This is a genomic window from Streptomyces verrucosisporus, assembly GCF_017114865.1.
Lineage (GTDB): Bacteria > Actinomycetota > Actinomycetes > Streptomycetales > Streptomycetaceae > Streptomyces > Streptomyces fenghuangensis.
Genome location: NZ_JADEYH010000004.1, coordinates 64,631 through 89,809 on the forward strand (window position 1 = coordinate 64,631; position 25,179 = coordinate 89,809).

Below are 25,179 nucleotides of genomic sequence, written 5' to 3' on the forward strand. Positions count from 1 at the left end.
GGTGGGCGGGGTGGTAGGAGGACATACGGTATCGATCTTCCCCGGGCGGGAAGGGCGGTAGTGTGCCTGAAGTTCCCGTACCCGTGATCGAGCTCGTACGGCGGCGCAGGGAGCCGGCGGTCGTCCAGGCCCTCCGCTCCACGGCGGCCGCGACGCTCGCCTACTCCGCCGCCCTCTGGCTGACCGATGCCCGGGCCCCGCTGCTGGCCCCGCTGACCGCGCTGCTGGTCGTCCAGGTCACCCTGTTCGCCACGATCACCAAGGGCATCACCCGGGTCAACGCCGTGGTGGCCGGGGTCACGGTGGCCGTCGGCTTCAGCGCCCTGGTGGGCCTGAGCTGGTGGAGTCTGGGCCTGCTCATCCTCACCTCCCTGGCCGTCGGGCACCTGGTGCGGGCCGGCGACTTCATCCCCGAGGTGGCGATCAGCGCCATGCTGGTGCTGGGGGTCTCCCACGCCACGGACCTGGCCCTGAGCCGGGTGCTGGAGACCCTGATCGGCGCCGCGGTCGGCCTGCTGTTCAACTTCCTGTTCGTACCTCCGGTGTGGGTGCAGCCCGCCGAGGAGGCGCTGGTGGACCTGGCCGGCCGGATGCGGCTGCTGCTGCTGCGCATGGGTGAGCAGCTGAGCACTCCCACCCCGGTGCACCGGGCGGCCGCCCGCCTGCACGAGGCGCGACGGCTGGACAACGACATCGCGCAGGTCGACGCCTCACTCGTGCAGGCCGAGGAGAGCCTGCGCCTGAACCCCCGGGTCAAGGAGGCACTGCTGTCCCGGGTCGTGCTGCGGACGGGCCTGGACACCCTGGAGATCTGCACCACCGTGATGCGCGCGATGTCGCGAACCCTCACCGACCTGGCCAGGGAGCGCGAGGAGGAGCCGCTGTTCCCGCACGAGGTGGCCGAGGCCGTGGAGGAGCTGTTCGGCCACCTCGCCGGAGCGGTGCAGAGCTTCGCCGTCCTGGTCACCAGCGCCGACAGCGCCAGTTCCGAGGAGGCGGAGGACCTGCTGGCGGCCGAGATGGAGGCCGGGCGCGCCGGGCGCGAGCGGGTCGCGTACCTGCTGCTCGCCCGCGTCCAGGAGCATCCGCGCCAGTGGCACCTGCTGGGGGCGCTGCTGTCGGAGTTCGACCGGGTGCTGGACGAGCTGGACGTGGAGAAGCGCTCGACGCGTCTGGCGGAGGAGCTGGACCGCTACACCCGCGAGGAACGCGACCGGCACCCGGTGCTGTACGAGCTCAAGCGCCGTTTCCGGCTGCCCCGCCGCCGCCGTCGCCGCCGCGGTCCCGACACCGGGCGGGCGGAGGTCTGAGCGCGTCCGGGCCGCGCCTGGAACGAGCGGGGCCGCGCCGGGGCCGCGCCGGGGCGCGGTTGTCAGTGGCCGGTGGTTTGCTGGAAAGCGGCCGGCCGGAGCTCGGCGGGCCGGTCCGGAAGTGTGTTCCGTGCCTCCGTCGCAGGGCGGAGCGCGGACTGGGAACGAGGGTCACAGGGGGCCCCGATGGGTGAAGTGGCGACGGCGAGCGGCACGAAGGGCACGACCACGCACGAGTCCGCGGAGCCGGAGTCCGCGGAGCTGCGGCTGGAACGGCACAGGGTGGAGCTGACGGGCTACTGCTACCGGATGCTGGGGTCGGCCTTCGAGGCGGAGGACGCGGTCCAGGACACGATGGTGCGCGCCTGGCGCGCCCTGGACCGCTTCGAGGGGCGCTCCTCGCTGCGGTCCTGGCTGTACCGCATCGCCACCAACGTGTGCCTGGACATGCTCGGAGGCAGCCGGCGGCGCGCCCGCCCCATGGACCTGTCCTCCCCCTCGGGGGCGGAGAATCCGCCCGGGCCCGCCCTCCCGGAGACCACCTGGATAGAGCCGATGCCGAGCGGCCGGATCCTGCCCGACGGCGATCCGGCCGAGACGGCCGTGGCCCGGGAGTCGGTCCGGCTGGCCTTCGTCGCGGCCCTCCAGCACCTGCCGCCCCGGCAGCGTGCGGTGCTGATCCTGCGCGAGGTGCTCGCCTGGCGGGCGAGCGAGGTCGCCGAGCTGCTGGGCACCACGGTCGCGTCGGTCAACAGCGCGCTCCAGCGTGCCCGCGCCACGCTCGCCTCCGCCGAGGTCACCTCCGAGGCCACCGCCGACGGGAGCACGGACTCGATGGACGAGGAGCAGCGCGCGCTCCTCGCCCGCTACGTCAGCGCCTTCGAGGCATACGACCTCGACGCCCTCACCTCGGTGCTGCACGACGACGCGACGCTGTCGATGCCGCCCTACGAGCTGTGGCTGCGCGGCCACGCCGACATACGGGCGTGGCTCACCGGGCACGGCGCGGGCTGCCGGGGTTCACGTCTGATTCCGGTCACGACGAACGGCTGCCGGGCGTTCGGGCAGTACCGGCCGGATCCGGACGGCGGCTTCTCCCCCTGGGCACTGCAGGTCGTCGAGGTGTCCGGCGGCCGGATCACCGCGCTCAACGCCTTTCTTGACACCGCGCGGCTGTTCCCCCTGTTCGGGCTGCCCGCGCGCCTGGCTTCCCGCTGAGCGCCCCCGGCACCGCGCCGGCGCCCGCTCCGGCGGTGGGCGCCTCCTCGTCCAGCCCCGTCCAGGCGATGAGGCTCAGCAGCTCCTCGTCGGCTTCGCCCAGCCGTATCCGGCGGCCCAGGCGGCAGGCGGTGAGCTGCATCCGGACCAGTGCCTCGACGGTGACCATGTCCGCCTCACAGAACTCCCCGGCCTCCACGACGACCGGGTCCGTCCGGGTGCGGCTCAGCACCCGGTGCAGCCGCTCGCACAGCCGCGGTATGCCGGCGCGGGTGACCGGGCCGTCGGCGGCCAGTACGAGCGAGGCCTCCTCCCGGCCGGGCGTCCGTGCCTCCTCATGAGCTGCCAAGACCGGGCCTCCTGGTCACGGGGGCGTTCGGGGTCACCGGGGCAGACCGGCCGGACGGGCGGAACTCATCGCCCCACCGCACGGCCGCCGGCGCGGCGGCCACGCCCGCGGTACTCCGTCCGGGTGAAACGGGCGGTGTCCGTCCGCCGCCCGGCGGGCGGCGCCCGTTTCGGCCTCCCCCCGGAGGGCACTCCGGCGCGGACGCCACAGCGGCCGCAGCGGCCGAGTGAGGAGGCAGCACCGTGGGCGGAGCGGTACGGCTGGATCTGGAGGGCAGGAACACGCTGGTGACGGGTGGTGCCCGCGGCCTGGGCGCATCCATCACCCGCCGCCTCGCACGGGCCAAGGCCGCCGTGCGGGTGGTGGACGTACGCCGCGAGGAGGGCGAGAAGTTCTGCGCCCGGCTCAGCGAGGAGGAGGGTGCGGACGTCCGCTTCCTGGAGTTGGACGTGCGCGATCCGGAGGCGGTCGAGGCGGCCTTCCGGGGGCTGGACGAGGTGTCCTGGCCCCTGGACGTCCTGGTCAACAACGCCGCCGTGGACGTCTCCAAGCCGATCGAGCACATGTCCGCCGAGGAGGTCACCCGGGTGGTCTCCACCAACCTGCTGGGGCCGATGTACATGTGTCTGGAGACCTACCGGCGCATGGTCGCCCGCGGCGGCGGACACATCGTCAACATCCTGTCCACCGCGTCCAACCGCACCTGGACCGAGGCCGGTCCGTACTCGGCCGGCAAGTCGGGGCTGCGCGCCTTCACCCACACTCTCTTCAAGGAGGCGCAGCGCGACTGCATCGGCATCGGGGTCACCGGGGTGATCGCGGGGGGCATGGAGACCCCGTTCGTGACGGAGCGCTTCCCCGACGCGGACACCTCCAAGCTGCAGAGTCCGGACATCGTGGCGGACGCGGTCATGTGTGCGCTGGCGGTCCCCGGGGGCAGCGTGATGCCCGAGGTGGTCGTGGTGCCGCGCAGCGAGACCTCCTGGCCCTGACCGGCGCGCGGGCCGGTGCCCGCTCCGCCCCTGCGGCGGGGCGGGAACGGGCACCGGCGTCGCACGGGGGTCAGGCCTGCGTGATCGGCTCCTGGAGTTCGGTCACCCACTCCTCCCTGTCCTGCGGGCACTCCAGGTACAGCTCCCGCGGGTAGCCGGCCGAACGGTGGCCGCCGGCGTCGATCCAGCGGGCCAGGGCCTGGGCGGTGGGCATGACGCGGTCCATGGGGCCGCGGTGGACGATGGTGGCGGCCTGCTCGACACCGGGCAGGTCCACGATCCGGAACCCGTCCTCCGCACCGGCCCCAACCCCGGCCGCGACCGTGATGCCGGCGTGGACGACGACCGCGCCGCCCCCGCCGGGGGCGTCCTCGTACCAGGCGATGCCCGGCCCGGCCGCCTCCACTCCGGCCCGCTCCAGCAGGCCGCACAGTTCGTCGTACAGCGGCTGGACGACCGGACCGATGTGCTCGGGCCCGAAGCTGTCGGCGATGCCGCTCAGTTCGGCCACCCGTACCGGCGGAATGCTCTTGACCACGATGTCCTCGGCGGGCATGTGTCCCTCGCTCTCGATGATCCGGAGCCTCGCCTCGACCCGGGCCAGCCGCCCGGCGGCGGCCGCCACCGCGTCCTCCAGCTCCGCCCGCCGCAGTCTGAGCATCCCGCGCAGTTCCTCGGTGCCCGGGCGCTCGTCGAGGATCGTCCTCACCTGTTCGAGGGTGAAGCCGAGGTCCTTCAGCGCGATGACGCGGTTGAGCCGGGCGAGCTGGCCCGCCTCGTAGAAGCGGTAGCCGCTGACCGGATCGGTCCGGGCGGGGCGCAGCAGCCCGATCGCGTCGTAGTGCCGCAGCATGCGGACCGACACGCGGCCGTGCCTGGCGAAGTCTCCGATGTTGAACATGACGCCCTCCACTCCAGGACCTCACACGGTGTCAGGGTCAAGCCCGGACGGTGGAGGCGCCCCGAAGGGGTTCGCGAGGACATCTCAGCCGCTGTGCCCGGGGCCGCCCGTTCCCGAGCCCGGGAAGCCCGCGGGGGCCGCGGGAGCGGTGCTGGAAGGGACGGGGGCGGTGGGGGCGGCGCCGGGGGCGGTGACACGGTCGTCCGCGCGGGCTGCGTTGTGTGCGATGGCGTCGGTCAGGAGCAGCCAGAGCTGTTCGGGCAGGTCGTGCCCCATACCGGGGATCACCAGGAGTTCGGCGCCGGGGATCGCGGCCGCCGTCGCCTCGCCGCCGTCGCGGCCGATGAGGAGGTCGTCGGCACCGTGGACGACCAGTGCCGCGGCCGTGACGGCCCGCAGGCGCGGCGTCCGGTCGGGCGAGGCCAGCATCGCGGCGTACTGGCGGGCGAAACCGTCGGACCGGGGTGAGCGGTCGTAGGCCGCCTCGGCGCGCTCGCGCAGCTCCTCGGGGGCGGCCGGGTAGCCGGGCGAGCCGAGGACGGAGGACGAGCGCACGCCCCGTTCCCCCGCCTCCCGCCGGTCGCGGGGCGGCGGGGCCGCCAGCGCGGCCAGCGCCTCGGGGGCGCCCCGGCCGACGGAGCGGTCTCCGGTGGTGGACATGATCGAGCACAGCGAGCGCACCCGCGTGGGGTGGTCGATCGCGAATTGCTGGGCGATCATGCCGCCCATCGAGGCTCCGGCGATGTGCGCGGCGTCGATCTCCAGTGCGTCGAGCAGGCCCGCCGCGTCCCGGGCCATGTCGGCGATGCGGTAGGGGGCCGTGGAGGTGTCGCCCGACAGGATGGCCCGGATGTCCGGGGGCGGGCAGTCGTCCAGGAAGGTGGACAGACCGCAGTCGCGGTTGTCGTAGCGGACGACGTGGAAGCCCCGGTCGGCGAGCATCCCGCAGAACCGCGGGTGCCAGGCGGTCATCTGGGTGCCGAGACCCATGATGAGCAGCAGTACCGGCCCGTCCGGGTCGCCGAAGGTGTCGTACTCCAGTTCCATCCCGTTGGACAGGGCACGCGGCATGTGTTCCTCCTCGGCGGGGCCCGGCCGGGGCCGGGGCGGTCGGCTTCCGCGGCCGTCGGGCGGTCCGCCGCATGCCGCCGGGCAGTACGGCGGCCCGCCGGGCGGGAGCTCCTACCAGCCGGTCGGTACGATAGCGGGGCCGCGCCCCGGAGGGAACGGAGAAGTCCTCCCCCGGCCGGACGGCTTCCCCCGACACTCCCGCCGGGGGGTGTGCGCCGGACGGGGCACACCCGCGCCCGCGCTCAGCCGCGCCCGCCGTCCTTCTCGCCGAAGGTCACCGAGACCCGCTCGAACCCCAGGGAGCGCAGCAGGTTCTCCAGCATGTCCTCGGTGTTCACCTCGGCCCGCTTCGCCAGCCCGCTCTCCTTCGCGGCCTCGCCGATGTGCTCGACCGCGAGCCGGTGGACCTCCCGCTCGTCACCCGGGTTGTCGGAGAAGAGGTCGCCGAGCCGGTCGAGCAGACCGCGCTCCTTGGTGACGGCGTACGAGCGCTCGGCGTCCAGCGCGGGCTTCTCCAGGCGGGCGTGCGGCAGCCGTACCGTGGCACCCCTGCGGTCTTCGGTGACCGTGACGGCCTCCTCGCCCAGACCGCCGAGGTCCACGTACGCGCCGACGCTGCCCGTACCGACGAACAGCGTCCGGCTGCCGCGTACCGCGTCCGGCAGGAACTTCGCGTCCTCGTCCAGGTCGACGACGACCTGGAAGGTGCCCGAGGCGCCCTCGTAGCGGCTCATGTCCCTCAGGGACTTCAGCACCGCGGGACCGGTGCGGTCCTCGGTCTCGGTGGCGAACGGGTTCCCCAGCTCGGGCAGGAGGCGGAGCTGCCCGGCCAGCAGCACTCCGGCCAGCAGGAGGACCACCATCAGGAGCGGGGCGATCCATCTTGGGGAGGACGTGGACCTGTCGGGGCGGGCCATCTGCGTGCACCTCCGTCGGCGGCGGGAGACTCCGTCAGATGGGGTGTTCCCCGAAACTCCCCCGGCATGGCAGGTAGTTGACCGCGTGCCGGCTGGCGGGCGCGCTCCCGTGACGCCCCTCTCGTGACGCCCCCTACCCGGCCGTGCGCCGACGCACGGCGGTGCGCCCCCTCCGGCGGGCCGCCGGCCCGTCCGCTCCGTCCGTCCGCACCGGTGCGCCCGGTATCGGCCGGTATCGATCGGACGACGGCGGGTACCGGTGCTCTCGTGGAAGCCCCCGGCCCCAGCGGTCCCAGAACGGCGCCACGGTGGCACGCCGGCGGGGAACGACGAGACGACCTGGAGAGCGGAGTGACTGTGACCGAGCATCCGGGCGAGGCGGCACCGGCCGAGCGGAATCCGCCGGCCGCCCCGCGTCCGGCGACCGGGCCCGGCGGAGCGCAGAGCGGCGGAGGCGGCGGGCAGAGCGGCGACCAGGTCCGCCCGGAGGCCGACGCGGGACTCGAGGAGCTGCCCCCCAACCTCACCCAGGCCATCCTGGAGGCCACCAAGCAGGTGGCCTCCCTGCTGAAGGGCGCCGGGCACCCCTTCGCCCTGGCGGGCAGTGTCGCCGTATACGCCCACGGCGGCCCGGGGAACCTCCAGCACGACGCCGACTTCTGCGTCCTTCCCGAGGACGCCGACGCGGTGGCCGCCACGCTCCGCGACGCCGGGCTGGAGGTGTACACCCCGCCGGAGGACTGGCTGCTCAAGGCCCGGTGCATGGGCCAGGACATCGACCTGATCTTCGAGCTGGCGCGGCAGCCGGTGACCCGCGAGCTGCTGGGGCGGGCCGAGGAGCTGCCCGTGGAATCGGTCCGCATGCCCGTGCTGCCGGTGACCGACCTGCTCGCCAGTCTGCTGAACGCCTTCACCGAGCACCACTGCGACTTCGGCGCCGTGCTGCCGATCGCGCGGGCCCTGCGGGAGAAGGTCGACTGGCCCCGGGTGCGGCGCGAGTGCGGAGCGGCGCCGATGCCGGACGCCTTTCTCTACCTGCTGGAACGTCTGCAGGTCATCTCGCCGCAGGACGAAGACCGTGGAGGACTGCCATGACGGACCACGACACCGGCCGAAGCGGCCGGGAAGGCGGCGCGGACAACACCGAGTACCGCATCGCCCATCTGCAGGAGAGGCTCGTGCGCGAGGAGGTCGCCGAACTCGGCATGCGCATCGAGTCCCGCGGCAACACGGTGGTCGTCAGCGGCACCGTCCCCACCGCCGAGTGCCGCGACACCGTCGTGCGCGTCGCGAAGGAGGAACTGGGCGGCACACCGGTGCGGACCGACATCGTCGTGGCCGACCCCACCGCCCCCGACCGTCCTGAGGAGCTGGCATGATCCGCGTCGCAGCCGTCGGTGACATCCACATGGGGCCGGACAGCAGGGGGGTGCTGCGCCCCGCCTTCGATACTCTGCACGACTGCGCCGACCTCCTGCTGCTCGCCGGGGATCTGACCCGCCACGGCACACCCGAGGAGACGCGGGTCGTCGCCGAGGAGGTCACGGGCCTGCGTGTGCCGGTGATCGCCGTGCTGGGCAACCACGACCACCAGGACGAGCGCCCCGAGGAGGTCACCGCCGTGCTGCGGGACGCCGGCGTGACCGTCCTGGAGGGCGAGGGAACGGTCGTGGACGTGGACGGCACCCGGGTCGGCGTCGCGGGGACCAAGGGTTTCGGCGGAGGGTTCGCCGGGCGCAGCGGCGGCGAGTTCGGTGAGCCGATCATGAAGGAGTTCATCCGCTACACCCGCCGCTGCGCGGACGGCCTGCGGACCTCGCTGGAAGGGCTGGACCGGCAGGGGTGCGCCGTACGGATCGCCCTGACGCACTTCTCCCCCGTGCCCGACACCCTCGCCGGCGAGCCGCTGGAGATCTACCCCTTCCTGGGCAGCTACCTGCTGGCCGAGGCGGTGGACGCGGCGGGCGCCGACCTGGCCGTCCACGGGCACGCCCACGCGGGCACCGAGCACGGTCTGACCAGCGGCGGGGTTCGGGTGCGCAACGTCGCCCAGCCGGTCATCCGGCGCGCCTTCGCGGTGTACCACCTGGAGCCCGGCGCGGAACGCGGGACCGGGGCGCTGGCCGGAGCCTCCCGCTGAGCCGCCGGAGCGCCGGCCGCGCCCGCCGGGGCAGCGGTCGGAGCACAGGCCGGAGCACCGGCCCGCGGGATGCGTCCCGCGCCGCATGAGAGAGGAGAGCAGGCCGTGCGCGACACCACCGGGTCCGGCCGGGGGGCCGCCCGCGCTGGGGACGGAACCGGAGACGGCGCCCGGGCCCGGGACCGGCTGAGGCGTGTCGCCGCGGAGGTCTTCGGCTGGAACGAGCTGCGCCCCGGCCAGGCCGAGGCCATGGAGCAGGTGCTTCGCGGCCGGGACACGCTGGTGGTGATGCCCACCGGCGCGGGGAAGTCCGCCGTCTACCAGGTGCCCGCCGTGCTGCTGCCCGGCCCCACCGTGGTGGTCTCCCCCCTCATCGCGCTCCAGCGGGACCAGGTCGAAGGACTGGCGGAGGGCGGAGGGCCGGACGCCCCGAAGGCCGTCGCGGTCAATTCCGCCCAGGCCGCGGGTGAGACGGCCGAGGCCTGGCGGGCCGTGCGCGAGGGGGACGCGGAGTTCCTGCTCCTCTCCCCCGAGCAGTTGGCTAAGGACGAGGTGGTGGAGCGGCTGGCGCGGACCGGGCCCTCGCTGTTCGTGGTCGACGAAGCCCAGTGCATCTCCTCCTGGGGCCACGACTTCCGCCCGGACTACCTCCGTCTGGGACACGTGGCGAGGCGGCTGGGCCGTCCCACCGTCCTCGCCCTGACCGCCACCGCGGCCCCTCCCGTGCGCGAGGAGATCACCGAGCGTCTGGGCATGGAGCGTCCCGCCCGGATCGTCGCCGGCTTCGACCGGCCCAACCTCCGCCTGGAGGTGCGCGGTTTCCTGGAGGGGGAGGACAAGCGCCGGGCCGTGGTGGAGCGGGCCGCCACCGAGCCCAAGCCGGGCATCGTCTACACCGCCACGCGCCGGGAGGCGCAGGAGTACGCCGGGCAGCTGGCGGAGCTCGGCCTGTCGGCCCTCGCCTACCACGCGGGCCTGCCGTCGGCCGAGCGCTCCCGCGCCCACGAGGCGTTCCTCGGCGGCGGCCTGGACGTGGTGGTGGCCACCTCCGCCTTCGGAATGGGCATCGACAAGCCGGACGTACGGTTCGTGCTGCACGCCTCCGTGCCGGGCTCGCCGGACGCCTACTACCAGGAGATCGGCCGGGCCGGGCGCGACGGCGCCCCGGCACTGGCCGTACTGCACTACCGGCCCGAGGACCTGGGGCTGCGGAAGTTCTTCTCCTCCGGGCACACCGACACCGGGACGCTGACCGACGTCGCCGAGGCGGTGCGCGGCGGCGGCGCCCCGCTGCCCGTGTCGCGGGTGCGCGAACGGACCGGGCTGTCCGCCAGCCGCCTCACCGCCGCCGTCAACCTCCTGGAGGAGGCCGGGGCGGTGACCGTCACCCCCGGCGGCGAGCTGGCCCCCGCCGGGGAGCTCGGCCCCCGGGAGGCCGCCGACCGCGCGGCGGAGCTGGCCGGGGCGCGGTACAGGCTGGAGCGGTCGAGGGTGGAGATGATGCGCGGCTACGCCGAGACCTCCGGCTGCCGCCGCCGTTTCCTGCTGGGCTACTTCGGGGAGGAGTACGAACCGCCCTGCGGCAACTGCGACAACTGCCTGGCGGCCGGGGAGGAATGGGACCGGGCGCGGGGCGGGGGCGGCCGCGAGCCGGAGCGGTACGAGGAGCGCGGGGCACGCGGCCTGCCCGAGCGGCCCGCGCCCCGTGTCGAGGAGGGCCCCCGGCCGGACGCCGGCCGGTTCCGCACCGGGGTGCGGGTGCGCCACCGCGAATGGGGCGAGGGCCTGGTGATGAGCGAGGAGGAGGACCGGGTCACCGTCCTGTTCGACACGGTCGGCTACCGCACCCTGTCGCTGGAGGCCGTTGTCGGGCAGGGACTGCTCACCCCCGACGAGGGAGCGGGCGACTGACCCGCGTGCTCCAGAGCGGGCCGGGACACGTCCCGCACGGACTCAGGGCGCTCTGTTCTCCACCGAGAACAGAGCGCCCTGAGGGTCCCGGACGACCGCCTGCCTCCCGGAGGGGGTGTCGGCCGGTGCGGAGACCACCTCGGCCCCCAGCGCCTCCGCCCTCACCGCCGCCGCGTCCACGTCCTCGACGCGGAAGTGGACGTGCCAGTGCGGGCGCACCCGCGGATCGGGCGCGTCCTCCACCGCTCCGCCGCTCAGTCCCGCCACGGTGCGCCGGTCGATGCGCAGGATCACCCGGTCGTGCTCGTAGCGGATGTCGTAGCGCTCGGGGTCCCCCTTGTCCCAGCCGAACACCTCGCCGTAGAAGAGCGCGGCGGCGAAGGCGTCGCGGGTGATCAGTTCAAGCCAGGAGGGGGCGTTGCCCCTGCTTCCGGCCTGCCACTCCGGGTCGATGCCGCCCTCCCAGATCCCGAAGACCGCCCCCGCCGGGTCGGCCGCCCACGCCACCCGGCCGGAGGCGAACCGAACCGGCCCCACGGCGACGGTCGCCCCTCGTTCGCGCACCCGCCCGGCCGCGGCGTCGACGCTGTCGGAGGCGAAGTACGCCGTCCAGGCGGTGAGAGTGCGCAGGCTGTCCTTGGTCTCGCCCAGCCCTGCGACGGGGACGTCCCCGGCCAGTGCGACCACGTAGTGGCCGAGCCGCTGCGAGCCCGGCCGGTACCGCCAGCCGAAGAGTTCGCCGTAGAAGCTCTGCGCGGCCTCCAGGTTGGGAACCAGCAGGGTGACCCAGCAGGGCGCGCCCTGCGGCACGCGCTCGGTCTCCGTCACGGCCGATCACCACACCGTCTCTCGTCCTGGCCGTCCTGTCAGGCCGTCCTGTCAGGACGTTCTGCCGGGCCGCCGTGTCCGGGCCGCCCTGTCCGGGCTCTCCTGGACCGATGCTGCCCTCTCGCGGCGCCGGGGGGAAACCGGCGTCCACCAACCGGGGCAACGGCCGTCCCCGGCGGGAGCCGTTCAGGGGCGGCGCCAGGAGTCGCTCCCCAGATGGGAGCCGGCCTGCGGTCCCATCCGCAGCATGCCGCCGTCGACCACCCACGACGCACCGGTGACGTAGGCGGCGTCCGGCCCGGCGAGGAAGGCGACCACGGCCGCCACCTCACGGGCGTCGCCGGGCCGCCCCGCGGGGATGCCGGGCCGCTCCTCGGTGCTCACGTCGGTGTTCTCCTGACCGGTCATCGGCGTGGCGATCTCGCCCGGCGCGACGGCGTTGACGGTGATCGCGTCCGCGGCCAGCTCCAGGGCCATGACCTGGGTGAGCAGGCCGAGCCCGCCCTTGGCCGCGCAGTAGGGCGCGGCTCCCACCCGCGGCTGGTGCTCGTGGACGCTGGTGATGTTGACGATCCTGCCGCCGGAGCCCTGGTCGATCATGCGGCGGGCAGCGCGCTGCCCGCACAGGAAGGGGCCGACGAGGTCGACGTCGAGGACCTGCCGGACGGTGTCGAGACCGATGTCGAGGAAGGGGGTGGCGGTGCCGGTGCCGGCGTTGTTGACCAGGACGTCGATCCTGCCGAGTTCGTCGGCGAGGCGGTCGACCGCGTCCGCCGCGGCGGGCAGGTCGGTGAGGTCCATCCGCGCGACGGCCGCCCGGCGGCCGTGGGAGCGCACCTCCTCGGCCGTCTCCCGCGCGCCCTGCTCGTCCTCGTGCCAGGTGATGCCGATGTCCGTCCCCTGCTCGGCCAGGCGTACGGCGGTGGCGCGGCCGATCCCCGAGTCCGCGCCCGTGATCACCGCGACGCGGGCGGGGGAATCGCTGTGCGCGTTCATTCAGTCCTCCTCCGGCGGGTTCCGGGCCGGGTCCCGGTACCCGGGCGCTCTCCGGTGAAACGGCCGTGCCCGGAGGCGGCCGGGGCCGCCTCCGGGCCACCGTTCGACCACCATTCGGCCTAATCGCGGTGACCTCCGGGCGGATCGGGCGTTGGTCACGGCACCACCGCCTCCAGTCGGGCGGATGGGTGTTTGTTCGCTATAAGGAGTGACTCTTCATGTCGCGTATTGCCAAGGCTGTCGCCGTGACGGCCGCCGCCGGTGCCGCTCTGGCCGGTTCCGCCGGAGTCGCCGCCGCCGACGCCGGGGCGCAGGGCGCCGCCATCGGCTCCCCGGGCGTCGTCTCCGGCAATGTCATCCAGGTGCCGGTCAACATCCCGGTCAACGCCTGTGGCAACACCGTCAACATCGTCGGTCTGCTGAACCCGGCGTTCGGCAACACCTGCGTCAACGGGGACCAGCACCACGCCAAGAAGGACCACGGCAAGAAGCACCACAAGAAGAAGGACCACGGCAGCCGCTGACCGCGCCGCCGGCCGCGTCCGGATTCGGAAGAACCTCCGGGGAGGGGGCCCTTCGCAAGGGCCCCCTCCCCGGAGGTCTTCCGTTCCCCTCCCCCCGCTTCCCGCGGCAGGTCGGCGTCAGACGGTGGAGGAGGGGACCGTGCAGCCCGCTGTGCTGCCCCGGGGCACGCAACGGGCGGTGGGCGACCACCGCTCGGCGACCGGGAGGCCGTCGACCAGTTCGAGCACCGACTCGGCCACCAGCACGCCGTACTGGTGCACGTCCACGCTCATGGTGGTCAGCGGCGGCGACGCCAGGCGGCACATCGTCGAGTCGTCCCAGGCGATCAGGCTGAGCCGCCCGGGAACGGCGACGCCCATCTCCTTGGCCGCGCCCAGCCCGGCGACCGCCATCACGTCGTTGTCGTAGAGGATCGCGGTGGGCGGCTCCGGCCGGCGCAGCAGTTCCGCGGTGAGTCTGGCACCCGACTCGTCGGAGTAGTCTCCCTCGACGACCACCGTCTCGACGCCGGCCTCCCGGCCCCCCTCGACCAGCGCCCCGGTGCGGGCCCTTGTGTGCAGCAGGCCCGCCGGGCCGCTGACCCGGGCGATACGGCGGTGGCCGAGGTCGAGCAGATGCGCCAGTGCCTCGCGCACCGGCCCCGCGTCGTCGGTGCGGACCGCGGGCATGGGCGTGTCGTCACCGCTGCCCGCGCCGACCAGGACGGCGGGCAGCCCCAGTTCGCGCAGCACCGGCGGCCGCCGGTCGTCGACGGTGCGGTTGACCACCACGACCGCCTCGACCAGCCCGCGTTCCGCCCAGCGGCGGTAGGCGGCGATCTCGGCCTCCTGGTCCGCCACGACGTGCAGCAGGAGGGACAGGCCCCGCTCGGCGAGGCGCTCCTCGATGCCGGCGATGAACTCCATGAAGAACGGCTCGACGCCCAGCAGCCGCGCGGGACGCGCCAGCACCAGCCCGACGGCTCCCGAGAAGCCGGCACCCGCCGTCCCGGTGTGTTCCGAAGCGTCCACTCAGTACCGCACCACCGGAGCGCTCAGGCCGTTGGCGGAGCGCAGCACGAGCGGCTCCGTCAGCGCGGCGGGGTCGATGTCGGCCTCGGTCCGCACGGTGAAGGACCGGCTCTCCCCGGCCACCAGGGACACCAGCATCTCGTCCACGACCGCGTCGGGGGCGACCCGGTCGGCCAGGATCGCGACGTCGCGCGCGAACGATGAGGCACGCACGTCCACCCGGTATCCCCCGGACACGGCGACGGCCTCCGCCTTGAGCGGCGCGGGGTCGTAGTCCAGCTCCACGTCCTCGGCGAAGAGGTGCACGGCGCGTGCGTCCGGCGCGGTGGCCACCAGCACCTCCCTGCGGGCTTCGTCCGGGCTGACCAGTGACGTGTCCGGTTCGATACGGGCGACCGAGCGGGGCGGCACGTCGAGGGAAAGCTTAACGCTCCGCAGTACGGCGCCCGCGAAGGTCTGCCGCTCCAGGAGCAGCTCGCCCCTCCAGGGCTCGTCGTGGTCGTTGACCGCGATCAGGGCGGGCCGGCCGTCGCGGGGCTGGACGGTCAGCAGCCGGGGGGCGTAGGCGTGGCGCAGCCCGTACCACAGCGGCTTGGGCCGCTCTTCACCGTCCACCGCCGCCCAGGAGGTGACCGGCCAGCAGTCGTTGAGCTGCCAGACCACCGATCCGGCCGTCCGCGGCCACCAGGAGCGGAAGTGCTCGATACCGAAGGCGACCGCGCGGGCCTGGTTGAGCTGGGTCGCCCAGTGCCAGTCCTCGAAGCTCTTCGGCTCGGGCAGATGGGGGGCCATGCCGCGGGCGAGCTTGTCGTTGCCCCCCTCGGCCTTCTGGTGCAGCAGGAAGGCGGGCGAGGTGGGCGTCATCGGATCGTCGTGGATCCACTTGGTCAGAGTCGCCCACGTCGGGGGCCCCTGGAAGCCGAACTCCGAGCAGAACCGCGGGATGTGGTCGCGGTAGTGGGTGTAGTCGACGCGGTTCCACACCTCCCACTCGTGCCGGGTGCCGTGGTCCTGGTCGTTGGGGTGGATCCCGTCGACCGGCGTGCCGGGGTTGTAGGGGCTGTTGGCGCTGTAGAAGCGGGTCGGGTCCAGCTCGGCCACGATGGAGGGCAGCAGTTCGGTGTAGTAGCGCAGGCCCCAGGTGCGGCCCTTCAGCTGCTCGGGCCAGCCCCAGTCGCGGAAGCCCCACATGTTCTCGTTGGCGCCGTTCCACAGGGCCAGGGAGGGGTGCGGGGCCAGGCGGGCGACGTTCTCGCGGGCCTCGGCCTCCACCTCGCTCCACAGCGGCTCCTCCTCGGGGTAGGAGGCGCAGGCGAAGGGGAAGTCCTGCCAGACCAGGACACCGCGCTCGTCGCAGACGTCGTAGAAGTCCTCGGTCTCGTAGATGCCGCCGCCCCACACCCGCAGCAGGTTCATGTGGGCGCCGACGGCCTGGTCCACTCGGCGCTCGATCCGCTCGCGGGTGATCCGGGTCAGGAAGTGGTCGTCGGGGATCCAGTTGGCGCCCTTGACGAAGACGGGCCTGCCGTTGACGACGACGGTGAAGGGGGTGCCGGTCTCGTCGGGTTCGGTGTCCACGGTGACGGTCCGGAAGCCGATGCGGCGCTCCCAGGTGTCCAGCGGCTCCCGGGAGCCCGCCTCGCCCGGGGCGCCGAGGGTCACGGCGAGGCCGTACAGGGGCTGGTCGCCGTATCCGGCGGGCCACCACAGGCGGGCACCGGGCACGGTGACGGTGACGGTCGCGGCCGTCTCGCCGGCGGGTACGGTGACGCGCTCGGTGCGGCCGTCCACGGTGGCGGTCAGCTCCAGGGGGGCGTCCCCGCCGTCCAGGCCGGAGCGCTCGATGTCGACGTGGATCTCGGCGCGCCCGGTGCCGTCGGCGTCCACCATCACCAGCGGGCGCACCCCGGCCAGGCGGGCGGTGTGCCAGCGCTCCAGGCGCACCGGCTTCCAGATGCCCGCGGTCTGCAGGTCCGGCCCCCAGTCCCAGCCGAAGCTGCAGGCCATCTTGCGGACCATGTTGAAGGGGTGCGGGTAGACGTGGTCGCGGCGGCCGAGACTGCGCTCGACCTCCTCGGCGTACTCCAGTGCGGAGCGGAAGGAGACGGCCAGCTCCTGGGAGCCGCCGGTCAGGGCGCCGCGGACGTCGAAGCGGTGGGCGCGGTGCATGTTGGCCGTGCTGCCCAGCGCCTTCCCGTCCAGCTCGATGGTGGCCACGGTGTCCAGACCGTCGAAGACGAGGTCCACCCGCTCCCCGGGCCCGGCGGCGCCGGCCGTGAGGGCGAGCGTGTAGCGCCAGTCGGTGCGGTGGGCCCAGACCAGCTCCTCCTCCGCTCGGTCCAGGTAGGGATCGGGGATCAGGCCGGCCGCGAGCAGGTCCAGATGGGCGCTGCCCGGCACGGCGGCCGGTACGGACCGGCCCGCGACGCCTGCGGGGACCGGCCCGCCGGTCGCCGACAACTGCCAGCCGTCGTGCAGGGTTTGGCGGATCATCGGCGCTCACTCCTCGGTCGGCTCCGCGGGGCGGAGCGGCTGGTCTGCGAAGGCGTCCGGCAACGGACGGAAGGCGGGGACACGGAAGACGGGATGGAGGCAGGACGGAGGCGGGGACGGGATCGCGGTCGGCCTCCGGTGGATTTCTCCCCGGCGGGCCGAGTATCGTCGCCCGAGATTCTTACGCAACCGAACAAAGTAAGTCAACGGCGCCTCCGGCGCCGGCCTGGCCAGGACGGAGACACCACCGTGGCATCACGTTCCGCTCCCCTCCCCCTCGATATGACGCACCTGCGGGCGGCCGGCGTCAGCCTCGTGCTGGACCTGACCGGCGGCACCCTTCCGCGGGTACTGCACTGGGGTGCCGACCTCGGCGCGCTGACCCCCGGAGAACTGGGCTCCCTGCGGCTCGCCGGGGCACCGCAGCCCATCGGCTTCTCCGTCGACGGCCCGGTCGAGGTCTCCGTGCTGCCCGAGCAGTCGGCCGGCTGGCTGGGCACCCCCGGCCTGGTGGGCAACCGCGGCGGCCGGGACTTCTCCACCGCCTTCACCGTCGGCGAGGCCACTCTCACCGGACCCGCGCGGGAGTCCCACTCCCCCGGCGGCGAAGGCGGCGGCACCGTCACCGTCCTCGCCCGCGACGAGCAAGCGGCCCTGGAGCTGGAACTGGTGATCGAGCTGACCGCGTCCGGGCTGGTGCGCCAGCGCGCCACGGTCGCCAACCGCGGCCCCTCCCCCTTCGCCGTCGACGCCGTCAACCTCATGCTGCCGGTGCCCGCCGAGGCCGCCGAACTGCTGGACTTCACCGGGCACCACCTGCGCGAACGCAGCCCGCAGCGCACAGCCTTCACCCAGGGCCTGCGGATGCGGGAGAACCGCACCGGCCGCACCGGCTACGACAGCGCCTATCTGCTGGCCGCGGGCACCGGGGGCTTCGGCAACCGCTCGGGCGAGGTGTGGGCCGTGCACACCGCGTGGTCCGGCAACCACCGCACCTTCGCCGAGCGCACCTTCCACTCGGTGTCGCTGCTGGGCTCGGGCGAGCTGCTGCTGTCCGGTGAGGTGGTGCTGGAGCCCGGTCAGTCCTACGCCTCCCCCTGGCAGTACGGCTCCTACGGCGGGCACGGCCTGGACGAGGTCTCCGCCCGCTTCCACCGCTGGCTGCGCTCCCGCCCCCACCACCCCGCCACTCCCCGGCCGGTCACCCTCAACACCTGGGAGGCGGTCTACTTCGACCACGATCCGGACCGGCTGCGCGCCCTGGCCGACGCCGCCGCCGCGGTGGGCGCGGAGCGGTTCGTCCTGGACGACGGCTGGTTCGGCGCGCGCCGCGACGACCGGCGGGCCCTGGGCGACTGGTACGTCTCGGACGAGGTGTGGCCCCACGGGCTGGGCCCGCTGACCGACCATGTCACCGGTCTGGGCATGCAGTTCGGCCTCTGGGTCGAGCCCGAGATGATCAACGAGGACTCCGGGCTGGCCCGAGCCCACCCCGACTGGATCATGGCCGCCGGCGACCGGCTGCCCGGCGCGGCCCGTCACCAGCAGGTGCTCGACCTGGCCCGCCCGGAGGCGTTCGCGCACATCCTCCGACGCCTGGACGAGCTGCTGCGGACGTATCCGATCGCGTATCTGAAGTGGGACCACAACCGGGACCTGGTGGACGCCGGGCACCGGCCCACCGGCCGCGCCGGCGTGCACGGCCAGACCCGGGCGGTCCACCGGCTGATGGACGAGCTGCGCCGCCGCCACCCCGGGGTGGAGATCGAGTCCTGCTCCTCCGGGGGCGGACGGGTGGACCTGGAGATCCTCCAGCGCACCGACCGGGTGTGGGTCTCGGACTGCATCGACGCCCTGGAGCGCCAGACCATCCAGCGCTGGACGAACGCCCTGATCCCCCTCGAACTCATGGGCACCCATGTGGGGTCGGACGTCGCGCACACCACCGGGCGCCGCCACCCGCTCGACTTCCGGGCGGGCACGGCGCTGTTCGGGCACTTCGGCATCGAGTGGGATCTGACCGCGGCCGCGCCGGAGGAACTGGCTCGGCTGGCGCGGTGGGTGGAACTCCACAAGGAGCTGCGCGGCCTGCTCCACACCGGCACCTCCGTCCACGCCGACCATCCGGACCCGTCCTGCCGTCTGCACGGCGTGGTCGCCGGGGACGGTTCGGACGCGGTGTACGCCCTCGTCGCCACCGCCACCTCCGAGCTGTATCCGGCCGGCCCGGTCCGGCTGCCGGGGCTGGACGCGGACGCCGTCTACCACGTGCGCCCGCAGCCCCCCGGCGATCTGCCGGACGGCAACGCCCACCACTGGGGCGTCCCGCTGCCCTGGTGGACGCCGGAGGGTGTGCGGCTGCCGGGCCGGGTGCTGGCCGCGGCCGGGCTCCAGGCCCCGGTGCTCCACCCCGAGCGGCTGGTGCTGCTGCGCGCGACCCGGGTGTGAGCGGTGTGCGGCTGCCGGACTCCGCGCGGGCCGGGCGGGGCGGACTGTGCGGCCGGGGCCCGGGAGCCGGGGCGCATCGGCACTCCTCGTCGCCGTGGCCGGCCCCGCGGGCGGCCGCCCGCGGGGCATGTGCGGTCCCGGGGTCCGAGTTCCCCGGTCCCGGCGCCCCGGGCGCGGTCCCGGGAACCGGGCCTACGCGGTGGCGTTCCCCCCGGCCGCCGGCCGGCCGGCGGAGCCGGCACCGGAACGCAGCCAGCACTTCGCGTAGTGGTCGTAGCCCACCGCGAAGTCCTCCGGCATACGGGCGCAGGCCTCGAACGCCTCAGGGCAGCGGTCCCGGAAGGTGCAGCCCGGATCGTCGCCGGGGAGGGCGGAGTTGCCCGCCGGCTCGATGCCCGTCGCCTCGGTGAGCCGGGCCCGGTCGCGTACGTCGGGGTCGGGCGCGGCGGCCGCCAGGATCCTGGTGTACGGATGTTGCGGGTTGAGGATGACCTCGTCCGCCGGCCCCCTCTCCACCACGCGCCCGCGGTACATCACCAGGATGTCGTCGGAGAAGTGCCGCGCGGTGGCGAGGTCGTGGGTGATGTAGAGGACGGCGAGGTCGTCCTCGCGCTGGAGGCGGGCGAGCAGGTTGAGCACGCCCAGCCGGATGGAGACGTCCAGCATGGAGACCGGCTCGTCGGCGATGACGACCTGGGCCCCGGGCGCCAGGGCCCGGGCGATCGCCACGCGCTGGCGCATGCCGCCGGACAGTTCGTGGGGGCGGCGCTGGGCGATGTCGGCGGCCGGGCTCAGGTTGACGCGCTCCAGGAGCTGTTCGACCTTCTGTGCCACCTCCGCCTTCCCCCGGGCCCTGCCGTGCAGCTTCAGCGGGCGGGCCAGGTGGTGCTCGACTGTGTGGAAGGGGTTGAGCGAGGCGAAGGGGTCCTGGAAGACCATCTGGACGTGGTCTCGGTAGGCCCGGTCGGCAACCCGCCTGCCGTCGGGACCGGTGGCGGTGATCTCGCCCGCGGTGGGCTTCTCCAGACGGGCGATCATGCGGGCGACCGTCGACTTGCCCGATCCGGATTCGCCGACCAATGCGACCGTGCGGCCCGGGGTCAGGGTGAGGGAAACGTTGTCGACCGCGCGGAGGCGGGAGTGGCGCAGACCGGAGCGTATGGAGAAGTCCTTGGTCAGGCCGCGTACTTCGAGCGTCGTCATCGCGAGCCCGCCTCCTTCACGATCGTTTTGGTACCCGTGCCCGCGCCGGAGCCGGAGCCGGGGCGCTCGCGGGCACTGGACTCCCCGGTGCGGATGAACGCCCCCCGCTCGCCGGTGAGGCTGGGGAAGGAGTCGAGCAGCCTGCGGGTGTAGGGGTGCCTGGGGGCGCGGTGGATCTCGTCGGCGGTGGCGTACTCGACCACCTCGCCCTCGCGCATGACCGCGATGCGGTCGCTCAGCTCCAGCAGCAGCGGCAGGTCGTGGGTGATGAAGACGACGGCGAAGCCCAGCTCTTCGCGGAAGCGCAGGATCTCCCTCAGGATGCCGCGCTGGACCACCACGTCGAGGGCCGTGGTGGGTTCGTCCATGATCATCACCTGGGGGTCGAGCAGCAGCGCCATGGCGATCATGACACGCTGCCGCATGCCCCCGGAGAGCTCGTGCGGGAAGGAGTCCAGCCGGCGCGGGTCCACTCCGACCAGGCGCAGGACCTCGGCGCACCGCTCGCGGCGGGCCCGCGCGGACATCTCCGGGCGGTGGGTGGTGAGCACGTCCTCCAGCTGGGCCCTGACGGAGATGACCGGGTTGAGGGCGTTCATCGCGCCCTGGAAGACCATCGACAGCTTCGACCAGCGGAAGGCGCGCAGATCCTCCCTGCCCAGGGCGAGCAGGTCGAGGTCGGAGCCGTCGCGGTCGTGGAAGACCACCGATCCCGAGGTGACCTCGGCCGGCGGCCGGTGCAGCCGGTTGATCGCGTACGCGAGCGTGGTCTTGCCGCAGCCGGACTCCCCGGCCAGGCCGAGGATCTCGCCGCGTCCGAGGGTGAGCGAGACGTCCTTGACGGCGTGGACGGGCTTCTCGCCCCGGTAGACCACGTTGAGGTTCTCCACCGTCAGGACGGCGTCGCGGCCGGATTCCCGGCGACCGGGCTCCCCGCGCCCGGGGACGGAACGGGCCGCGGCCGAACGGCCCTCGCGCTCCGCGCCGCCCGTGCGCCCGCGGGTGCGGCGCGCGGCGGCCGGGACGGTGCGCAGCTTGGGGTTGATGATCTCGTCGATGCTGAAGTTGATCAGGGAGAGGCCGCAGCCGAACAGCGCGATGACCAGGCCGGGCGGGCCGAACCACCACCACGCCTCCCGCTGGAGGGCGAAGCCGTTCTGGGCGTAGTAGAGCATCGTGCCCAGCGTGTCGGAACCGGAGGCGCCCAGGCCCAGGAAGGACAGGCCCGCCTCGCTGAGGATGGCCAGGATGACGGCGAACACGAACTGCGAGGCCATCAGTGGCAGCAGGTTGGGCAGGATCTCCACAGAAACGATTCGCCAGGGCTTCTCGCCCGCCACCTTCGCCGCGGCGACGTAGTCGCGGTTGCGCAGGGAGAGGGTCTGGGCGCGCAGCACCCGGGCGGAGGCCGCCCAGCCGGTGATCGCCAGCACGACCGCGATGGTCCACCAGCCGCGCTGCTCCACGGGGACGAATCCGGCGATGACGATCACCAGCGGCAGGCCGGGGATCACCAGCATCACGTTGGAGAACAGGGAGAAGCCCTCGTCCACCGCGCCGCCGACATAGCCGCCGATGACACCGAAGACCGCGGACAGCAAGGTGGCCAGTACGCCCACCAGCAGACCGATCTGCAGGGAGCCGCGGGTGGAGTGGGCCAGCAGGGCCAGTACGTCCTGGCCGGTCTGGGTGGTGCCCAGCCAGAACTCGCCGCCGGGCGGGGTCATGCTGATGTCGCGGATGGTGTCGGGGTCGCCGGTCAGCACCGGTCCGAGGATCCCGAACAGGGCGATGGCGCCCACCAGGCTCAGGCCGATCCCGAGCTTGGGCGACCAGCGCGGCACCAGGGAGCGCCAGCCGCCGGCGCCGGAGCGCCGGGAGGCCGGGGAGGCGCCGATGGTGCCGGCCGGGGTGTCCGGCGCCGCTTCGGCGGCCTCGGCGGGCGGGTCGATGTTCGTCACGGTGTCGGTTCCTCAGCTCTCAGTTGCCGGCGCGGGTGCGGGGGTCGATGAGGCCGTACAGCAGGTCGACGACCAGGTTGGCGCCCAGCACGGCCACCGTGATGACCAGGAAGATCCCCTGCATCAGGGCGTAGTCGTTGTTCTCCACGGCCTGCAGCAGCCTCGATCCGATGCCGGGGTAGGAGAAGACCTGCTCGGTGATGACCGAACCGGAGACCACGAAACCGAGGGAGATCGCGAAGCCGGCGACGGACGGCAGGACCGCGTTGCGCGCGGCGTAGCGGGTCATGATGCGCCGGTCGCGCAGGCCCTTGGCCTGGGCGGTGAGGATGTAGTCCTCCGACACCGTCGAGACCATCATGTTCCGCATCCCCAGCAGCCAGCCGCCCACCGAGGAGATCACGATCGTCAGAGCGGGGAGGATGCCGTGGTAGACCGCCGAGGCGATGAACTCGCCGTCCCAGCCCGGGGTGAGGATCACGTCGTACCCGCCGTTGAGCGGGAACCAGCTCAGGCCCGTGGCGAAGATCGCGACCAGGATGAGGGCCAGCCAGAAGTACGGCACCGCCGCGAGCACGGTGGTGGCCGGGATGAGCGAGTCCAGCCAGGAGCCGCGCTTCCATCCGACGAGGGCGCCGAGTCCGACGCCGAGCAGGAACGACAGGGCTGTGGCCAGGCCCACCAGCACGATCGTCCAGGGCAGCGCGTCCCCGATGACGGTGGCGACCTCCGCCGGGAAGACGCTCACCGAGACACCCAGGTCGCCGCGGAACATGTTGGCCAGGTACGAGAGGTACTGGACCACCAGCGGTTCGCCGGTGTCGGTTCCGAGGAGGAGCTCGTAGGATCTGCGGACCGACGGGTCGGTTGCGCCGCCTCGCTGCTGGAGCTTCGCCATGAGGGTGTCCACCGGGTTCCCCGGCATCATCCTCGGGATGAAGAAGTTCAGGGTCAGCGCCGCCCACAGGGCGACGAGATAGAACCCGAGCTTCCGGGCGTAGTACCTCACCGATCTCCGCCTATCACTGTCTGCTTCTCCTCGGAACCGTTCACTGCCGTGTCACCGCCGTGTCACCGCCGTGCCGACCGACGGGCCCGGGCCCGTCGGGCCGTCACTCGCCGGCGGGCTTGAGGGCCTTGTAGATCTGCGCCTGGTCGGGACGGCTCCAGACCGCCGGGACGGCGTAGAGGTTGTACTCCGTCGGCCAGCCCTCGAACTTGGAGTCGTGGTACTCGCTGGTGGTGCCGGCCGTGAGGATCGGGATGTAGGGCATGTCCTCCTCGATCCGGGTCTGGATGACGTCGTACTGCCTCTGGCGCTGCTCGGCCGCCTCGGGGGAGAGCTTCTTCAGCTCCTCCAGCGCCCGGTCCACCCGCGGGTCGCCGTAGCGGGCGAAGTTCGGGTTCGCCGTCTCGCCGACCTTCGCGGTGGTCTCGCTGCTGAAGAAGTAGCTGTAGGTGTAGTAGGGGTCGGGCGTCGGCCCGGGGTACAGCGAGTCGATCAGCAGCTGGTACTTGCCCTGACCGCGGGCCTCGGACCACTCGTTCCAGGAGGACTGCTGGGAGGTCAGCTTGATGCCGGCCTTCTTGAGCTGCTCGGCCATGGTGTCGACGGCGGTGATGTAGTCGGTCCAGCCGGAGACGACCCGGACGGTCAGGGAGAGCTCCTCGCCGTCCTTGGCGTAGACGCCGTCCGAGCCCTTGGTCCAGCCGGCCTGCTCCAGCAGGCGTGTGGCCTTGGAGACGTCCGGCTTCATCGGGGCCAGGTTCTCCTTGAGCTTGCCGGAGACGAGATCCTCGTTGCTCTCCACCAGCGCGAACCCGGGCGATATCTGGCCGGAGGTGTCCTGGAAGGCCAGCGAGTTGATCTGGGAGCGGTCCATGGCGTAGTAGATCGCCTTGCGCACCGCCGGGTCCGTCTGCGGGCCCTCGCAGCCCATCTCCGCGTCGGAGCAGGTCATCAGGGCGGTCTGGTTGATGGGTACGGTGACGGCCTTGTAGCCCGGGTAGTTCTTCTCCACGTTCTTCATGTCCGGGACCGGGCCGGTCTGCCAGTCGATCTTCCCCGCCTTCAGCGCGTCCGCGCCGGCCTGGTTGCCCGACAGGGCGATGTAGCGGACCTGCTTGACGGCGGGCTCCCCGTCCCAGTAGCCGGGGTTGGCCTTGAGCGTGAAGGCCTGGCCCTTGAAGTCGCCCAGCAGGTAGGGGCCGGTGCCGACGGGCTCGGTGACCGTGTTCTTCGAGGGCTCCTCGAACCCCTTCCAGACGTGCTTGGGGACGATGAAGATCTTGCCCAGGATCTGCGGGCCGTCCATGTAGGACGGCTCGTCGAAGGTGATCTTCACATGGGTGTCGTCGACGGCCTCGGCCCTGCCCTTGTAGCCGGTGCCGTTCATCTCCTTGTACTTGGAGATCATGTCCAGGGTGAAGACGACGTCGTCGGCGGTGAACGCCTCGCCGTCCGACCACTCGACGCCCTCGCGCAGGGTGACCGAGAGCTCGGTGCCGTCCTCGTTCCAGGAGTACTCGGTGCCCAGCAGCGGCTCGGCCGGCTCGTCGCGGACCTGGTTGAAGTAGAAGAGCGGCTCGAAGATCGTGCCCGGCCCCTCGTTCATGGTCGGTGAGAACGGGTTGAAGTTGGCCTGGTAGTCGCCCGCCTGCCCCGTGAAGACCACCAGGGTCTCGTCCTTGGCACCGCCGCCGCTGCCGCCCGACCCCGAGCAGGCCGTGGCCAGCAGGGCGATCGCGGCCATCCCGGCCGCTGCCACACGCGCACGGCGGCGTCTTGCTTGCTGGAACATGGTGGGTGGTTCCTCTCGTCCTGGAGGGGCGGTCCCTGTGCCGTTCGACCGCCTCGCGGGCGGCGGGTCGCTCAGTGGGGCGATTCTTAAGTCGCCGAAGAAAGA

Annotated in this window: 21 protein-coding genes; 9 read left to right on the forward strand and 12 right to left on the reverse strand. The window is 73.1% G+C overall.

Annotated elements, in window-relative coordinates; genetic code table 11:
- Positions 1-62: 62 nt before the first annotated feature.
- Both IQ279_RS07560 and IQ279_RS07565 read left to right on the forward strand, forming a co-directional pair.
- Complete coding sequence (locus tag IQ279_RS07560; protein WP_206347567.1) at positions 63-1,310, forward strand: FUSC family protein; 1,248 nt, start codon at positions 63-65, stop codon at positions 1,308-1,310.
- Positions 1,311-1,496: 186 nt separating this feature from the next.
- Positions 1,497-2,528, forward strand: coding sequence for a sigma-70 family RNA polymerase sigma factor (locus IQ279_RS07565; RefSeq protein WP_206347568.1), 1,032 nt, complete (start codon positions 1,497-1,499; stop codon positions 2,526-2,528).
- Here the strand turns inward: IQ279_RS07565 and IQ279_RS07570 are convergent.
- Positions 2,458-2,877 (reverse strand): STAS domain-containing protein, encoded by a 420-nt coding sequence (locus tag IQ279_RS07570; protein WP_206347569.1) that lies wholly within the window; start codon positions 2,875-2,877, stop codon positions 2,458-2,460. The two genes, IQ279_RS07565 and IQ279_RS07570, sit on opposite strands and share 71 nt — an antisense overlap.
- A gap of 242 nt (positions 2,878-3,119) precedes the next feature.
- Between IQ279_RS07570 and IQ279_RS07575 the strand changes: the two genes are divergently transcribed.
- Positions 3,120-3,869 (forward strand): SDR family oxidoreductase, encoded by a 750-nt coding sequence (locus IQ279_RS07575; protein ID WP_206347570.1) that lies wholly within the window; start codon positions 3,120-3,122, stop codon positions 3,867-3,869.
- 70 nt (positions 3,870-3,939) lie between these two features.
- On the opposite strand, the gene IQ279_RS07580 is transcribed toward IQ279_RS07575, so the two are convergent.
- From IQ279_RS07580 to IQ279_RS07590, 3 genes are all read right to left on the reverse strand, one after another.
- Positions 3,940-4,770 (reverse strand): MerR family transcriptional regulator, encoded by an 831-nt coding sequence (locus IQ279_RS07580; RefSeq protein WP_206347571.1) that lies wholly within the window; start codon positions 4,768-4,770, stop codon positions 3,940-3,942.
- An 84-nt stretch (positions 4,771-4,854) separates the two neighbouring features.
- Complete coding sequence (locus tag IQ279_RS07585; RefSeq protein WP_206347572.1) at positions 4,855-5,841, reverse strand: alpha/beta fold hydrolase; 987 nt, start codon at positions 5,839-5,841, stop codon at positions 4,855-4,857.
- A gap of 242 nt (positions 5,842-6,083) precedes the next feature.
- Positions 6,084-6,758, reverse strand: a complete 675-nt coding sequence (locus IQ279_RS07590; RefSeq protein ID WP_206347573.1) for a DUF4230 domain-containing protein — start codon at positions 6,756-6,758, stop codon at positions 6,084-6,086.
- 357 nt (positions 6,759-7,115) lie between these two features.
- Between IQ279_RS07590 and IQ279_RS07595 the strand changes: the two genes are divergently transcribed.
- The 4 genes from IQ279_RS07595 to IQ279_RS07610 all read left to right on the forward strand — a co-directional run bounded on the left by IQ279_RS07595 (position 7,116) and on the right by IQ279_RS07610 (position 10,809).
- The gene (locus tag IQ279_RS07595; protein WP_206347713.1) at positions 7,116-7,853 is read left to right on the forward strand and encodes a nucleotidyltransferase family protein; all 738 of its coding nucleotides are present in this window, start codon (positions 7,116-7,118) and stop codon (positions 7,851-7,853) included.
- Complete coding sequence (locus IQ279_RS07600; RefSeq protein ID WP_206347574.1) at positions 7,850-8,137, forward strand: BON domain-containing protein; 288 nt, start codon at positions 7,850-7,852, stop codon at positions 8,135-8,137. Before IQ279_RS07595 ends, IQ279_RS07600 begins: the two co-directional genes overlap by 4 nt.
- Positions 8,134-8,898 (forward strand): metallophosphoesterase family protein, encoded by a 765-nt coding sequence (locus IQ279_RS07605; RefSeq protein WP_206347575.1) that lies wholly within the window; start codon positions 8,134-8,136, stop codon positions 8,896-8,898. Before IQ279_RS07600 ends, IQ279_RS07605 begins: the two co-directional genes overlap by 4 nt.
- Positions 8,899-9,084: 186 nt before the next feature.
- A complete protein-coding gene (locus tag IQ279_RS07610) occupies positions 9,085-10,809 on the forward strand; it encodes a RecQ family ATP-dependent DNA helicase (RefSeq protein ID WP_277402524.1) in 1,725 nt (574 codons plus the stop codon).
- A gap of 42 nt (positions 10,810-10,851) precedes the next feature.
- Here IQ279_RS07610 and IQ279_RS07615 read toward each other — a convergent pair whose 3' ends face one another.
- Positions 10,852-11,637, reverse strand: coding sequence for a VOC family protein (locus IQ279_RS07615; RefSeq protein WP_307792259.1), 786 nt, complete (start codon positions 11,635-11,637; stop codon positions 10,852-10,854).
- 186 nt (positions 11,638-11,823) lie between these two features.
- A complete protein-coding gene (locus IQ279_RS07620; protein WP_206347577.1) occupies positions 11,824-12,633 on the reverse strand; it encodes an SDR family oxidoreductase in 810 nt (269 codons plus the stop codon).
- 218 nt (positions 12,634-12,851) lie between these two features.
- Here IQ279_RS07620 and IQ279_RS07625 point away from each other — a divergent pair, with 218 nt between their 5' ends.
- Positions 12,852-13,157: a chaplin gene (locus IQ279_RS07625; protein ID WP_206347578.1), complete on the forward strand. Its 306-nt coding sequence runs from the start codon at positions 12,852-12,854 to the stop codon at positions 13,155-13,157.
- A gap of 117 nt (positions 13,158-13,274) precedes the next feature.
- Here IQ279_RS07625 and IQ279_RS07630 read toward each other — a convergent pair whose 3' ends face one another.
- On the reverse strand, positions 13,275-14,168 hold the full coding sequence (locus IQ279_RS07630; protein ID WP_206347579.1) for a LacI family DNA-binding transcriptional regulator: 894 nt from the start codon (positions 14,166-14,168) through the stop codon (positions 13,275-13,277).
- A complete protein-coding gene (locus IQ279_RS07635) occupies positions 14,169-16,661 on the reverse strand; it encodes a glycoside hydrolase family 2 protein (protein ID WP_206347580.1) in 2,493 nt (830 codons plus the stop codon). It abuts the gene before it with no gap.
- A gap of 282 nt (positions 16,662-16,943) precedes the next feature.
- Between IQ279_RS07635 and IQ279_RS07640 the strand changes: the two genes are divergently transcribed.
- Complete coding sequence (locus IQ279_RS07640) at positions 16,944-19,109, forward strand: alpha-galactosidase (protein WP_206347715.1); 2,166 nt, start codon at positions 16,944-16,946, stop codon at positions 19,107-19,109.
- 192 nt (positions 19,110-19,301) lie between these two features.
- On the opposite strand, the gene IQ279_RS28475 is transcribed toward IQ279_RS07640, so the two are convergent.
- The 4 genes from IQ279_RS28475 to IQ279_RS07660 all read right to left on the reverse strand — a co-directional run bounded on the left by IQ279_RS28475 (position 19,302) and on the right by IQ279_RS07660 (position 25,074).
- The gene (locus tag IQ279_RS28475; RefSeq protein ID WP_206347581.1) at positions 19,302-20,312 is read right to left on the reverse strand and encodes an ABC transporter ATP-binding protein; all 1,011 of its coding nucleotides are present in this window, start codon (positions 20,310-20,312) and stop codon (positions 19,302-19,304) included.
- The gene (locus tag IQ279_RS28630; protein ID WP_307792260.1) at positions 20,309-22,273 is read right to left on the reverse strand and encodes a dipeptide/oligopeptide/nickel ABC transporter permease/ATP-binding protein; all 1,965 of its coding nucleotides are present in this window, start codon (positions 22,271-22,273) and stop codon (positions 20,309-20,311) included. Before IQ279_RS28630 ends, IQ279_RS28475 begins: the two co-directional genes overlap by 4 nt.
- 19 nt (positions 22,274-22,292) lie before the next feature.
- Positions 22,293-23,282 (reverse strand): ABC transporter permease, encoded by a 990-nt coding sequence (locus tag IQ279_RS07655; RefSeq protein ID WP_206347582.1) that lies wholly within the window; start codon positions 23,280-23,282, stop codon positions 22,293-22,295.
- 103 nt (positions 23,283-23,385) lie between these two features.
- Complete coding sequence (locus IQ279_RS07660; RefSeq protein WP_206347583.1) at positions 23,386-25,074, reverse strand: ABC transporter substrate-binding protein; 1,689 nt, start codon at positions 25,072-25,074, stop codon at positions 23,386-23,388.
- Positions 25,075-25,179: the final 105 nt, after the last annotated feature.

What these genes read in the sequence shown, in the direction of transcription:
- IQ279_RS07640 (WP_206347715.1), top strand. Translation starts at nt 16,944, where the DNA reads ATGACGCACCTGCGGGCGGCCGGCGTCAGCCTCGTGCTGGACCTGACC.
- IQ279_RS07565 (WP_206347568.1), top strand. Translation starts at nt 1,497, where the DNA reads ATGGGTGAAGTGGCGACGGCGAGCGGCACGAAGGGCACGACCACGCAC.
- IQ279_RS07660 (WP_206347583.1), bottom strand. Translation starts at nt 25,074, where the DNA reads ATGTTCCAGCAAGCAAGACGCCGCCGTGCGCGTGTGGCAGCGGCCGGG.
- IQ279_RS28475 (WP_206347581.1), bottom strand. Translation starts at nt 20,312, where the DNA reads ATGACGACGCTCGAAGTACGCGGCCTGACCAAGGACTTCTCCATACGC.
- IQ279_RS07635 (WP_206347580.1), bottom strand. Translation starts at nt 16,661, where the DNA reads ATGATCCGCCAAACCCTGCACGACGGCTGGCAGTTGTCGGCGACCGGC.
- IQ279_RS07580 (WP_206347571.1), bottom strand. Translation starts at nt 4,770, where the DNA reads ATGTTCAACATCGGAGACTTCGCCAGGCACGGCCGCGTGTCGGTCCGC.
- IQ279_RS07585 (WP_206347572.1), bottom strand. Translation starts at nt 5,841, where the DNA reads ATGCCGCGTGCCCTGTCCAACGGGATGGAACTGGAGTACGACACCTTC.
- IQ279_RS07600 (WP_206347574.1), top strand. Translation starts at nt 7,850, where the DNA reads ATGACGGACCACGACACCGGCCGAAGCGGCCGGGAAGGCGGCGCGGAC.
- IQ279_RS07620 (WP_206347577.1), bottom strand. Translation starts at nt 12,633, where the DNA reads ATGAACGCGCACAGCGATTCCCCCGCCCGCGTCGCGGTGATCACGGGC.
- IQ279_RS07605 (WP_206347575.1), top strand. Translation starts at nt 8,134, where the DNA reads ATGATCCGCGTCGCAGCCGTCGGTGACATCCACATGGGGCCGGACAGC.
- IQ279_RS07590 (WP_206347573.1), bottom strand. Translation starts at nt 6,758, where the DNA reads ATGGCCCGCCCCGACAGGTCCACGTCCTCCCCAAGATGGATCGCCCCG.
- IQ279_RS07625 (WP_206347578.1), top strand. Translation starts at nt 12,852, where the DNA reads ATGTCGCGTATTGCCAAGGCTGTCGCCGTGACGGCCGCCGCCGGTGCC.